Annotated in this window: 8 protein-coding genes and 1 tRNA gene; 7 read left to right on the forward strand and 2 right to left on the reverse strand. The window is 61.8% G+C overall.

The genetic code is table 11. From position 1 onward, the window contains the following. Window positions 1-11 precede the first annotated feature (11 nt). Complete coding sequence (locus tag FHP89_RS05480) at window positions 12-1544, reverse strand: fumarate hydratase (RefSeq protein WP_144179573.1); 1533 nt, start codon at window positions 1542-1544, stop codon at window positions 12-14. Window positions 1545-1853: 309 nt separating this feature from the next. Here FHP89_RS05480 and acs point away from each other — a divergent pair, with 309 nt between their 5' ends. From acs to FHP89_RS05515, 7 genes are all read left to right on the forward strand, one after another. Beyond that, window positions 1854-3815 carry an acetate--CoA ligase gene (gene acs, locus FHP89_RS05485; protein ID WP_144179574.1) on the forward strand — a complete coding sequence of 654 codons (1962 nt, stop codon included), beginning with the start codon at window positions 1854-1856 and terminating at the stop codon, window positions 3813-3815. Window positions 3816-4022: 207 nt separating this feature from the next. Next, entirely contained in the window at window positions 4023-4220 is a 198-nt protein-coding gene (locus FHP89_RS05490; RefSeq protein WP_186300398.1) for a hypothetical protein, read from the forward strand. A gap of 9 nt (window positions 4221-4229) precedes the next feature. Next, on the forward strand, window positions 4230-6968 hold the full coding sequence (locus FHP89_RS05495) for a sensor histidine kinase (RefSeq protein WP_144179576.1): 2739 nt from the start codon (window positions 4230-4232) through the stop codon (window positions 6966-6968). A gap of 55 nt (window positions 6969-7023) precedes the next feature. Beyond that, on the forward strand, window positions 7024-7404 hold the full coding sequence (locus FHP89_RS05500; RefSeq protein WP_144179577.1) for a response regulator transcription factor: 381 nt from the start codon (window positions 7024-7026) through the stop codon (window positions 7402-7404). After that, window positions 7401-9569 (forward strand): exonuclease domain-containing protein, encoded by a 2169-nt coding sequence (locus tag FHP89_RS05505; protein ID WP_144179578.1) that lies wholly within the window; start codon window positions 7401-7403, stop codon window positions 9567-9569. The genes FHP89_RS05500 and FHP89_RS05505 overlap by 4 nt, the downstream gene beginning before the upstream one ends. Window positions 9570-9727: 158 nt before the next feature. Beyond that, window positions 9728-11764, forward strand: a complete 2037-nt coding sequence (locus tag FHP89_RS05510) for a sodium:solute symporter family protein (RefSeq protein ID WP_144179579.1) — start codon at window positions 9728-9730, stop codon at window positions 11762-11764. Window positions 11765-11840: 76 nt separating this feature from the next. Then, window positions 11841-11931: transfer RNA gene (locus FHP89_RS05515), tRNA-Ser, on the forward strand. Window positions 11932-12018: 87 nt separating this feature from the next. On the opposite strand, the gene FHP89_RS05520 is transcribed toward FHP89_RS05515, so the two are convergent. Continuing rightward, a protein-coding gene (locus tag FHP89_RS05520) for an IS3 family transposase (protein ID WP_260851485.1) occupies window positions 12019-13097 on the reverse strand; the annotation gives its coding sequence in 2 pieces (ribosomal slippage) (window positions 12019-12932 and window positions 12932-13097; 1080 coding nt annotated over the 2 pieces). This gene is flagged as partial in the annotation.

The following is a 13097-nucleotide window of genomic DNA, read 5'->3' on the forward strand; positions in this document are numbered from 1 at the left end:
GTCTGTGGCGATCAGCTGGTCACGACCGGGATTTTGCCGATCTTGGCCTGCCACAGCTTCGGGCCGGTTTTGTGAACCGACTCGCCCGAGGCATCGACCGCGACGGTGACCGGCATATCGACCACGTCGAACTCGTAGATGGCTTCCATGCCGAGGTCCGCAAAGCCTACGACCTTGGAGGCCTTGATGGCCTTGGAGACGAGGTAGGCGGAGCCGCCGACGGCCATGAGGTAAGCGGCCTTGTTGTCCTTGATGGCTTCGATGGCCACGGGGCCGCGTTCGGCTTTGCCGACCATGGCGATGAGGCCGGTTTTTTCGAGCATCATGCGGGTGAAGCCGTCCATGCGCGTGGCGGTGGTGGGGCCGGCCGGGCCGACGACTTCGTCGCGCACCGGGTCGACCGGGCCGACGTAGTAGATGACGCGGTTGGTGAAGTCGACCGGCAGCTTCTCGCCCTTGGCGAGCATGTCGGCGATGCGCTTGTGGGCGGCGTCGCGGCCGGTGAGCATCTTGCCGTTGAGCAGCAGGACCTGACCCGGCTTCCACGAAGATACTTGTTCGGTGGTGAGGCTGTTGAGGTCGACGCGGGTGGCGACTTCGGTATCCGCCTGCCAGGTGACGGCCGGCCAGTCTTCGAGGCGGGGTGCCTGCAGGTGGGCGGGGCCGGAGCCGTCGAGCTCGAAATGCACATGACGGGTGGCGGCACAGTTGGGGATCATCGCAACCGGTAGCGAGGCGGCGTGGGTCGGGTAGTCGAGAATCTTGACGTCGAGCACGGTGGTGAGGCCGCCCAGGCCCTGGGCGCCGATGCCCAGCGCGTTAACCTTGTCGAAGAGCTCGAGGCGCAGCTCTTCGACGCGGCTCAGGGTGTCGCCCTTGGCGGCGCGGGCCTGGAGTTCTTGAATATCGACATGGCCCATCAGCGATTCTTTGGCCAGCAGCATGGCTTTTTCAGGCGTGCCGCCAATGCCGATGCCGAGGATGCCCGGCGGGCACCAGCCGGCGCCCATGGTCGGGAGCGTCTTGAGGACCCAGTCGACGATGGAGTCGGAGGGGTTGAGCATGACCAGCTTCGATTTGTTCTCCGAGCCGCCGCCCTTGGCCGCACAGGTGATGTCGACGGTGTCGCCCGGCACGATTTCGTAGTGCACCACGGCCGGGGTGTTGTCCTTGCTGTTCTTGCGGGCACCGGCGGGGTCGAGCAGGACCGAGGCGCGCAGCTTGTTGTCGGGGTCGGTGTAGGCGCGACGCACGCCTTCGTTGACCATCTCCTGGACGCTCAGCGTGCTGTCCCAGCGCACATTCATGCCCACTTTGAGAAAGACCACCGCGATACCGGTGTCCTGGCAGATGGGGCGATGCCCTTCGGCGCACATGCGGCTGTTAGTGAGAATCTGCGCGATGGCGTCTTTCGCGGCGGGCGATTCTTCGCGCTCATAGGCTTCGCCCAGCGCCTGGATGTAGTCCAGCGGATGGTAGTAGCTGATGAACTGGAATGCGTCCGCGATGGACTGGATGAAGTCTTCCTGCTTGATTGTGCTCATGGTGGGCTCCCTCACAGAGAAAGGCAGGCGCCGCGGGCAAAGCAGCCCCTGCCATGATGCGTCCACGAATCGCTTGACTGGCGTCGTGGCGTCGGGCGAGATTCTAACACCGCGGCGTGAGCTACTACTTTGTGTTGCAGTGCCACGAAGGTGTAAGTCCTGTGTAAGATAGATTTCATTTAATGCGGTCTGTTCTCAGTGGCCGGGTTTATTGAGTGTCGCCGCTGATGGTAATGTCTGTTGATTGTTCCGGCGCAGACTGGAGCAAGTAACCGAATTTCGATTCCGTGAATTGAGGAGAGGTGAGAGATGTCCGACAACGCCCAGAAGCTGTACTACCCCCCCGAGTCGCTGGCCAAGAATGCTGCTGTTCCCGGCATGGAGGCCTATCAGGCCCTGGTCAAGCAGGCTGAAACCGATTACGAAGGTTACTGGGCGAACCACGCCCGCAATCTGCTCGACTGGAAGAAGCCTTTCACCAAGGTGCTCGACGAGTCCAACGCCCCGTTCTTCAAGTGGTTCGACGACGGCGAGCTGAACGTTTCGTACAACTGTATTGACCGTCAGGTTAACAATGGTCTGGGCGACAAGGTCGCGATCATTTTTGAAGCCGATGACGGCCAGGTCACCAAGGTGACCTACAAGGATCTGCTCTCCCGCGTCAGCAAGATGGCCAACGCGCTCAAGAGCGTCGGCGTCGCCAAGGGCGACCGCGTGGTGATCTATCTGCCGATGTCGATCGAAGGCATCGTGGCCATGCAGGCCTGCGCCCGCATCGGCGCAACCCACTCGGTGGTGTTCGGCGGTTTTTCTGCGCAATCCCTGCGTGATCGTATCGAAAGCTCCAGCGCGGCAGCCCTGATTACCTCCGACGGCCAGTTCCGTGGTGGCAAGGCGCTCCCGCTCAAGCCGATCGCCGATGAAGCGCTGGCCATGGGCGGCTGCGAGTCGATCAAGAAAGTCCTGGTGGTCAAGCGCACCGGCACTGAGGTCAACATGACGGCGGGCCGTGATGTGTGGCTGAATGACATTCTTGCCGAGCAGCCCGAGACCTGCGAGCCGGAGTGGGTGGGTGCCGAGCACCCGCTGTTCCTGCTCTACACCTCGGGTTCGACCGGCAAGCCGAAAGGCGTTCAGCATTCGAGCGGCGGCTACCTGCTGCACGCCATGCTGACCATGCAATACACCTTCGATATCAAGCCGGACGACGTGTTCTGGTGCACGGCCGACATCGGCTGGGTCACGGGTCACACCTATATCGCCTACGGCCCGCTGGCTTGCGGCGCGACCCAGGTGGTGTTCGAAGGCGTGCCGACCTATCCGGACGCCGGCCGTTTCTGGAAGATGATCCAGAACCACAAGGTCAGTGTTTTCTACACCGCGCCGACGGCCATCCGTTCGCTGATCAAGGCGGCCGATGCCAACGAAGCCGTGCATCCGGATCGTTACGACATGTCGAGCCTGCGCATTCTGGGTTCGGTCGGTGAGCCGATCAATCCGGCGGCCTGGGAGTGGTACTACGAGAACATCGGCGGCAGCCGTTGCCCGATCGTCGATACCTTCTGGCAGACCGAAACCGGTGGTCACATGATCACCCCGCTGCCGGGCGCGACGCCGATGGTGCCGGGTTCGTGCACGCTGCCGTTCCCGGGCATTCAGGCCGCCGTGGTCGATGAAACCGGTCTTGAGCAGCCGTGGGGCCAAGGCGGTATTCTGGTCGTCAAGCGTCCGTGGCCGTCCATGATCCGCACCGTGTGGGGTGACCCCGAGCGCTTCAAGACGTCTTACTACCCGGCTGACTTCCAGGGCAAGTACTACCTGGCAGGCGATGGCGCGATCCGCGATATCGACACCGGCTATTTCACCATTACCGGTCGTATCGATGACGTGCTGAACGTCTCCGGTCACCGTATGGGCACGATGGAAATCGAATCCGCGCTGGTCGCTCACGAGAAAGTCGCCGAAGCGGCGGTGGTGGGTCGTCCTGACGACACCACGGGTGAGGCGATTGTGGCCTTCGTGGTGCTCAAGGGTCCGCGTCCGTCCGAAGCGGATGCACCGGCGGTTATCAAAGAGTTGTCTGCCTGGGTGGCCAAGGAAATCGGCCCGATCGCCAAGCCGAAAGACATCCGTTTTGGCGAGAACCTGCCCAAGACGCGTTCGGGCAAGATCATGCGCCGTCTGCTGCGTCAGCTGGCCAAGGGCGAGGAGATCACGCAAGACACCTCCACCCTCGAGAATCCGGCCATTCTGGATCAGCTCAAGGGATAAGCGCCTGACCTCCGCGGAGGCGCCGCACTGACGGCGCCCCGCAAAAAGAATAACGAGGGGAGCCTGCCATAGAGCGGGCCAATATACGAGGAGACGAAGGCGCGGTAACGCGCCTTCTTTTTTTGCTGAATCGAACCGCCGAAGCAATCGGGGCGGGCGTTGGGGGCGGGCTATAATGGTTTTCCGTTTTCCGAACGAGGTGCGGTGATGCGTAAAGCGCTCGCGCGGCAACGTCTGGTCGCCTGCACCCTGTTTGCGGCGCTGGCATTCAATGCGCCACTCCTCTGGTTGTTCGACGCCGCCGTCGCGCTGTTTGGCGTTCCGCTCGTATTCCTTTCCATGTTCGGCATCTGGGCCGCCGTGATTGCGGTGCTCGCCTGGATCGTCGAGTCCGGTTTTCGATAGGAGCGCGCCATGCTGTCGAGCAGTGTCATCGTTGGCGCCTCATTCGCCTATCTGGTGGTGCTGTTCGGTGTTGCGCTCTATGGCGATCGCCGCGCCGACGCGGGCCGCTCGCTGATCGCCAATCCCTGGGTCTATGCGCTGTCGCTGGCGGTGTATTGCACGGCCTGGACTTACTACGGCAGCGTGGGTCGCGCGGCGACGACCGGGCTGGGGTTCTTGCCGGTCTACCTGGGGCCGACGCTGGTCATGGGGGTGTCATGGCTGGTGCTGCTGAAGATGGTGCGGATCAGCAAGGCCTACCGCATCACCTCGATCGCCGACTTCATCGCCTCGCGCTATGGCAAGAGCCGGCTGCTGGCGAGCATGGTCACGCTGGTGGCGGTGATCGGCATCGTTCCCTACATCGCGCTGCAGCTGAAAGCCGTCTCCAGCGAGTACGGCTTGCTGACCGGTGCCCATCCGGGCTCCAGCGGCGATTGGTATCGCGACACCGCGTTGTACATGGCGCTGGTGCTCGCCGCGTTTACGATGATTTTCGGCACGCGTCATCTCGATGCGACCGAGCGCCATGAGGGCATGGTGGCGGCCATCGCCTTCGAGTCCATCGTCAAGCTGATCGCCTTTCTGGCGGTGGGCGTGGTTGTCACTTATTTCATCTTTGACGGCTGGGAAGATCTGTTCGTGCGTGCGGCCATCTCGCCCGACCTCGCGCCCTTGCTGAGCCTGGAAATGGCAGGCAGCAAAGCGGACTGGTTTGCGCTGACCGTGCTGTCGGCACTGGCGTTCTTGATGTTGCCGCGACAGTTCCAGATTGCCGTGGTCGAGAACGTCGACGAACGACATCTCAAGCGCGCCACCTGGCTGTTTCCGCTGTATCTGTTGCTGATCAACATCTTTGTGTTGCCGATTGCCTTGGGCGGCATGCTGCGTTTTCCGGCGGATGTGATCGACCCGGACTCCTTCGTGCTCACCTTACCGCTGGCCGAGGGCTATTCCACGCTCACATTGCTCGCCTTTATTGGCGGCTTGTCGGCCGCGACCAGCATGGTCATTGTGGAGACCATCGCGCTGTCGACCATGGTGTGCAACGACCTGGTGATGCCCCTGCTACTGTCGAATACGCGCTTTCGGCGTTGGGCGCCGCATGATCTGACCGGCTTGCTGCTGTTTATCCGGCGCGGCGCGATCGTGGTGATCCTGCTGCTGGGCTACCTGTATTTCCGACTCGCCGGCCAAGCCTACGCGTTGGTGTCAATTGGCCTCATCAGCTTTGCCGCGGTGGTGCAGTTTGCCCCTGCGCTCCTCGGTGGCATGTATTGGCGCGGTGCCACGCGAAATGGCGCGGTGGCCGGTCTGGCGGCGGGATTTGGCGTCTGGCTGTATACCTTGCTGCTGCCCTCGTTTGCCAAGTCGGGCTGGTTGCCGATGGCTTTTGTCGAATCGGGCATGTTCGGCATCGAGCTGCTGATGCCCGAGCGGCTCTTCGGCTTTGGCGATGTCAACGCCACGACGCACGCCTTGTTCTGGAGCATGTTTGCCAATATCGGCGCCTTTGTGGCGGTCTCACTGTGGCGGCCGCCCACCGCAGTGGAGGCCGGGCAGGCCAGCGTGTTTGTCGACATCCTCAAGCGTGAGTCGCGCGGCGCGGCGCGGTTCTGGCGCGGTCAGGCCAAGATTGACGACCTGCTTGCACTGCTTGCGCGATTCCTCGGTGCAGAGCGCGTCCGGGTGAATTTCTCGGCTTATGCGCACAGTCAGGGCGTTGAACATATCGAAGACCTGCAGGCCGACGGCGATCTGGTGCATTTCGCCGAAACACTGCTGGCCGGCGCGATTGGCAGCGTGTCGGCGCGGGTGATGATCGCCTCGGTGGTGCAGGAGGAGACCCTCGGCATCGAAGAGGTGATGAACATCCTCGACGAGGCCTCGCAGGTGCGCGCCTATTCGCGCGAACTCGAAGAAAAGTCGCAGGCCTTGCAGGCGGCCACCGAAGATTTGCGCGCTGCCAACGAGCGTTTGCAGGAACTCGACCGGGTGAAGGACGATTTCATGTCCTCGGTCACGCACGAGTTGCGCACGCCGTTGACCTCTATCCGCGCTTTCTCCGAATTGCTGTTGGACGATCCAAAGATCGATCTGGCCGAACGAAAGCGCTTTCTGGGCATCATTGTCGAAGAAACCGAGCGCCTCACCCGGCTGGTGAATCAGGTGCTCGATCTCGCCAAGATTGAGTCCGGTCACGCGCAGTGGCACGACACCGATGTGGACCTGATCGAGCTGATCGAGCATGTGGCAACCACCGCTGGCCAGCTGGTACGGAATCGAAAAGCCGAACTGGTGCTGGCGCTGCCGCCGACGGTGACGGTGCTGCGGGTGGACCGCGATCGACTGATCCAGGTACTCACCAATCTGATCGGCAACGCGGCGCGCTTCGTGCCTGAGCATGGCGGGGTGGTGCGAGTCGCGATGAGCGAAAGCGAAGCCGGTGTGCGTGTTGATGTTTGCGACAACGGCCCAGGCATTCCGCAGGATGTCCAGAGCGAGATCTTCGAGAAGTTTCGTCAGGCCAGCGGCAGTGGCGGCAAGCCCACCGGTACCGGCTTGGGGCTGCCGATCAGCCGCGAAATCATTGAGCACTTCGGGGGGGGCTTGTGGGTCACCAGCGAGCCCGGCAAGGGGGCGGTGTTTTCGTTCGAGTTGCCTCGAAAACTGGCGGTATCCGGCGGCGAAAACGGGGAATTACCCTGATGCTTTGATGTCAGGACAATGACTTAGAATGTGATGTAAGGGGGAGGGAAGCTACATGACACAATCAAAAAAAATACTGATCGCCGACGATGAGCCGAATATCGTCATCTCCTTGGAATTCCTGATGAAACGCGAGGGCTTCGACGTGTCCATCGCGGGCGACGGGGAAGAGGCGATTGCCAAGATCCGCAGCGATTCGCCGGACCTCGTACTGCTCGACGTGATGATGCCGAAGAAGAGTGGCTTCGATGTCTGCCAGGAGGTCAAGGCCGATCCGGCGCTCTCGTCGACGCGAATTTTGATGCTGACCGCCAAAGGTCGGGATACCGAAATGGCCAAGGGGCTGGCGCTCGGCGCCGATGCCTATATGACCAAACCGTTCTCCACCAAAGACCTGGTCGACCAGGTGCATCAACTGCTTGGGTCGAATGCATGAGCCCAAAGAATCGACTTCTACTCAGCGTCGCCTTGGTATGCGCCTGGTTGCTGATTGTTGTCGGCGTCTGTGGCTGGGTTGTTTGGGCTGACCTCTCGCCCGACGAGCGCGAAGCCTTGGTGCCCATCATTTCGCCACGCGGCGCTTTGCTCGGCGCGATGCTGGTGATGGCCATGGCCGTCAGCGCAATCGTGTTGCGCGATCTGCATCGCCGTTACGTGGCCGTGCCCGCCCGCCTGGCCGAAGATGGCCGGACCTTGCTCAAGGCCGAGCCCACACGCCGCCTGACCGCCGATGGCAATGCCGAAACCTGTGCGTTTGTCGACATCATCAATACCTTGGCCGATCAGCGTCAGAGTCTTCAGGACGACGTGGAAACCCGTGTGGCCGATGCGCGGCGCTCGGTGGAGGAAGAAAAAAACCGCCTCGGCGCGCTGATGTCGGAACTCACCCAAAGCGTCGTGGTATGCAACCTCGATGGGCGCATCCTGCTCTACAACAACCGCGCACGGCTGCAGTTTCGCGCCATGTCGGACGCGCCCGGGGCGGCCGGCGGCGGCGAACTGATCGGCCTGGGGCGGTCGATCTATGCGGTCATGGATCGTCATCTGATCGCCCATGCGCTCGAAAATATTCAACACCGTTTGCGCAAGAGCGCCGCGCAGCCGGTGACCAATTTTGTGACCACCACGCGCGCAGGCCAGCTGCTGCGCGTGCAGATGGCGCCGGTGCTTGGCGTGGCCGCGGCCGAGGGCGGTGATCGCCCCGTCTCCGGCTTCATTCTGATGCTGGACAACATCACGCGCACCATTGAAAACGAAGCACGTCGCGACGAAATCCTGCACACCCTCACCGAGGGCAACCGTGCCTCGCTGGCCAATGTGCGTGCGGCAGCCGAGATGCTCGACTTCTCCGATCTGGATGACGAGCTGCGCACCCGTTTCCGTGGCGTGATCCGTGACGAAGTCAAAGCCATGAGTGATCGCCTCGATCACAGTGCATCCGCGTTTGCCGACTCACTCAAGGCCCGCTGGCAGCTCGAAGACATGCTGGGGGCCGACCTGGTGGCTGCCGCGCAGCGCCGGATCGAGAGCCGGCTGTCACTGCGCACCAAAATCGAGGAGGTCGATGAGGCGCTGTGGGTCAAGGTCGATAGCTTCTCGCTGCTGCAAGCGGTCACCTACCTGGCCAGCCGCCTGTCCGACGAGTTCGAAATCCGAGAGCTGCGCTTCCGCTTGGCGGGCGCGGGGCGGCTGGTGCACCTCGATCTGATCTGGTCGGGTCAGGCGATGAGCACCGAAACCGTCATGAACTGGGAACTCGAGCCGATGCGTTTCGCCGGCGAGAACAGCCCATTGACCGTGCGCGACGTGATCGAACGACACGACGGTGAGATGTGGCTGGAGCGCGAGAAGGTCAAGCACCGTGCCTTCTTCCGACTGGTGCTGCCATCTGCGACGCCCCAGGAGGAGGTGACCTCGGACGTCTATCTGAAGGGCGACAGCCGGCCGGAGTACTACGACTTCGACCTGTTCAGCTGGTCAGAGCGCAACCACGAACATGACGATCAGCTGCTGTCCGAGCTCGCCTATACGGTGTTCGATACCGAAACCACCGGTCTGAACCCCTCGCAAGGCGACGAAATCATCCAGATCGGTGCGACGCGCATTCTGAACGGCAAGTTGCTGCAGGGCGACGGTTTCGAGCAACTGGTTGATCCCAAGCGTAGCCTGCCACCGGAGTCCACCAAGATCCACGGCATCACGCCCGAAATGCTGGTCGGTCAGCCCGATATCACCAAAGTGCTGCCAGCCTTGCATGCGTTTGCGGCGGATACCGTGCTGGTGGCGCACAACGCCGCCTTCGACATGCGCTTCCTGCAACTGAAGGAGGAAGTGACGGGGATGCAGTTCGATCACCCGGTGCTGGATACCTTGTTGCTGTCAGCCATCATCCACCCCAATCAGGACAGCCATCGGCTTGAAGCCATTGCCGAGCGGTTCGGGGTGACCGTGATCGGGCGTCACACTGCGATGGGTGACGCGATCGTCACCGCCGAGGTCTTCCTCAAAATGATTCCGCTGCTCGCCGAAAAAGGCGTGCGCACCCTCGGCGAAGCCCGTGAAGCCGCGCAAAAAACCTACTACGCGCGCTTGAAGTATTGAGGCGTGGCGAACGCCCCGGCGCCTGAAACGGGTGTCGGGGCGTGGCCTTGCCAGCCGGCGTATTCGCAGGGGCACGGCACTCGCCCACCATCCCTCGGCGTTCAGCCCGATCACGCAGGCTATACTTGCGCGTCGGCAACAGGGGAGAGGCGGCACGCGTGGCGGATTCCGGGTTTTCGCAGCAACTGCGTCGTTACTACGGCTGGTATACCGGGTCGTTCGCCGTTTTTGTGTTGTTGCTGGCGGTCGGTGAGCAACTGGGCTTGTCAGAGCGCATCATCGGCCACGTATTTCTATTTGCCACCATCGCCATCTATGCCGCGATCGGCGTCATGAGTCGCACCGCCGACGTGGCGGAGTACTACGTCGCCGGACGGCGCGTGCCGGCGGTGTTCAATGGCATGGCGACCGCGGCCGACTGGATGAGCGCCGCGTCGTTCATCGGTCTGGCCGGCACGCTCTACTTCTCGGGCTTCCAGGGGCTGGCGTTCGTGACCGGCTGGACCGGTGGCTATGTGCTGGTGGCCTTGTTGCTGGCGCCCTATCTGCGCAAGTTTGGCCAATACACCATCCCCGACTTTCTCGGTGCCCGCTATGAGGGCAACACCGCCCGGCTGGTGGGCCTCGCCGCCACCATCCTCGCCAGCTTTGTGTATGTCGTCGCGCAGATCTACGGCGTTGGCTTGATCGCCAGCCGGTTTCTCAGCGTCGAGTTCGAGATTGGCCTGTTTGTGGGTCTGGCAGGCATTCTGGTGTGTTCCTTTCTGGGCGGGATGCGCGCTGTGACCTGGACCCAGGTTGCGCAGTACGTGATTCTCATCATCGCTTACCTGGCCCCGGTGGTGCTGCTGTCCTGGAAGGTGACTGGCGTGCCAGTGCCGCAGATTGCCTACGGCACCGTGCTGCAGAAAATCAGCGAAAAAGAACAAAAGCTGCTGACCGATCCGGTCGAAATTGACGTGCGCAATCAGTATCGCTTCCGGGCCCAAGCCTTCGAGCAGAAGATTGCGGATTTGCCCAATTCAATGGAGGCCGAACGCCTTGCCCTGGGCGAGCGGGTGAAGCAATTGCGCAACGAAGACGCGTCGGCGCGCGAAGTCGCCATGGCGGAGCGCGACATGCGTGATCTGCCCAGAACCGAAGCCGAGGCGCGTGTGCGGTGGGACGCCGAGCGCGCCGCCGCCCTGGAAAAATCGCGCGCGCCGCCGCGTCACGCCGACGCGTTTCCCGGCGACACGCCCGAAGAGGTCAATGCTTCGCGCCGAAACTTTCTCGCGCTCATGTTCGTGCTCATGGTCGGCACCGCCGCCTTGCCGCATGTATTGATGCGCTACTACACCACCCCCGGCGTCTCCGAAGCACGCCGATCGGTGATGTGGTCACTGTTCTTTATCTCCTTGCTCTACATCACCGCGCCGGCCTACGCCGTGTTTGCCAAGTGGGAGGTGTACAACAACCTCGTCGGCAGCAGCATCGCCTTCCTGCCCGACTGGGTCGCCTCCTGGGGCAAGATCGGCCTGGTCAGCGTTGAAGACCTCAATGGCGACGGCTTGCTCCAACTCGCCGAACTCACGCTCAACACCGACGTGATCGTGCTCGCCACGCCGGAAATTGCCGGGCTGCCCTATGTCGTCTCCGGGCTGGTCGCTGCGGGCGGGCTCGCTGCGGCACTATCGACGGCGGACGGCTTGCTCCTCACCATTTCAAACGCGCTGTCGCACGACCTTTACTTCAAGGTCATCAACCCGCGCGCCACCACCCAGCGCCGGCTCGTTATCTCCAAGTCGCAACTCTTGCTGGTCGCCGCCATCGCGGCCTGGGTCGCCTCGATGCGACCCGACAACATCCTGTTCATGGTGGGGCTGGCCTTCTCCATTGCCGCTGCGTCGTTTTTCCCGGCGCTTGTTCTCGGCATCTTCTGGAAACGGGCGAACAAATGGGGTGCCGTGTGCGGCATGGGAGCGGGGCTGGCGGTGACGCTCTACTACGTGACGGAAACTCATCCATTTTTCAATGGGTCGATGGCGCATGCGTGGTTCGACATCGAACCGATCTCTGCAGGCATCTTTGGTGTCCCCCTCGGCTTCATCGTCACCATCGTCGTCAGCGTGCTGACGCCGCCACCTTCAGTCGAGGTTCAGGCGCTGGTCGATTTCGTTCGTTATCCCAGCATGACCGAGACACCAGACCGTTAAAAACAGGTCATCTGAAATTGTCGCCCGGCAGGGGTTTCATCGCGGCAGGATTCTGATAAACTTCCGCCTCTTCCACGGAGAGGTGGATGAGTGGTTTAAGTCGCACGCCTGGAAAGCGTGTTTGGGATAATATCCCAACGCGGGTTCGAATCCCGCCCTCTCCGCCAGTACATCTAAGTTAAGCCGCTGATTTTTATCGGCTTTTCTTTTGCCCGTAGTGAGCGCTTGATGGGCCCGTTTTCATGCTGTAGTGGTCAAGTTTTTTCGGACACCGCGATAAGCTGTTTTACGGCGAAATTGCGTTCGTACGCGGTGGGTGCCATGTAGCCCAGTGTCGAATGCAAGCGGGTGTTGTTGTAGAAGCTGACGATGTAGTCGGCGATGTCCCGGCTGGCCTCGGCATGGTTGGCGTAGTCTTTCTGCCAAACGCGCTCCATCTTCAGATTCAGGAAGAAGCGTTCCATCACGGCGTTGTCCCAGCAGTTGCCCTTGCGGCTCATGCTGACCAGCAAGCCATGACAACTCAGCAGTTCGCGATGGGTGGCGCTGGCGTACTGACTGCCACGGTCCGAGTGCACGATCAGCCCGGCCGGCGCTTGGCGCTGCGTGATGGACATCTTCAAGGCGGAACAAACCAGTTCGGCGTGCATGGTCGGTGCCATCGCCCAGCCGACGATCTTGCGCGAGTACAGATCCATTACTGCCGCCAGGTAGAGCCAGCCGGCGCCGGTGCGGATGTAGGTGATATCCGAGACCCACGCGGCATTGATCGTGGCCGGCCTGAATTGCCGATTCAGAACATTGTCGGCGATCGGTAACTTATGCCGGCTGTTTGTGGTGTGAATGAACTTGCGCTTCCAAACCGGGCGTAGCCCATGGATTCGCATGAGGCGACGAATACGGTGTCGCCCCGCCTGGACGCCCTTTGCCCGCAAGGTCGCTTGCAGACGGCGAGTGCCGTAGGTCCGTCCTGAGGCGGCAAAAGCGGCTTGCAGATGGGCCGTGGTTGGGCAAACCCGCTGCGGACGCTCCAGGCGCGAGCGCGCTGCGTAGTAGCCCGAGCGACTGACCGCCAGTAACCGGCATAGCGAAGCGACCGTGGTGGCCTTCGTTTGCAACTGATCGATGCACCGGTAGCTCATCTCAGTTCTCGGGCAAAGAAGGCCGACGCTTTTTTCAACAAGTCGTTGTCCTGGCGAAGCTGGCGGTTCTCCGATTCGAGTTGGCGAATGCGCTGCTGCTCCGGCGTCAGCGCCTTGCCGATTCCGGGCTGCCCCGACTGCTCAGTACCGACCTGCTCGACCCATCGCCTGACGGCTGACTCCACCAAGTC

This window comes from Denitromonas ohlonensis (genome assembly GCF_007625205.1).
In the GTDB taxonomy this organism is placed as follows: Bacteria; Pseudomonadota; Gammaproteobacteria; order Burkholderiales; family Rhodocyclaceae; genus Nitrogeniibacter; species Nitrogeniibacter ohlonensis.

What these genes read in the sequence shown, in the direction of transcription:
- FHP89_RS05480 (WP_144179573.1), bottom strand. Translation starts at nt 1,544, where the DNA reads ATGAGCACAATCAAGCAGGAAGACTTCATCCAGTCCATCGCGGACGCA.
- acs (WP_144179574.1), top strand. Translation starts at nt 1,854, where the DNA reads ATGTCCGACAACGCCCAGAAGCTGTACTACCCCCCCGAGTCGCTGGCC.
- FHP89_RS05490 (WP_186300398.1), top strand. Translation starts at nt 4,023, where the DNA reads ATGCGTAAAGCGCTCGCGCGGCAACGTCTGGTCGCCTGCACCCTGTTT.
- FHP89_RS05495 (WP_144179576.1), top strand. Translation starts at nt 4,230, where the DNA reads ATGCTGTCGAGCAGTGTCATCGTTGGCGCCTCATTCGCCTATCTGGTG.
- FHP89_RS05500 (WP_144179577.1), top strand. Translation starts at nt 7,024, where the DNA reads ATGACACAATCAAAAAAAATACTGATCGCCGACGATGAGCCGAATATC.
- FHP89_RS05505 (WP_144179578.1), top strand. Translation starts at nt 7,401, where the DNA reads ATGAGCCCAAAGAATCGACTTCTACTCAGCGTCGCCTTGGTATGCGCC.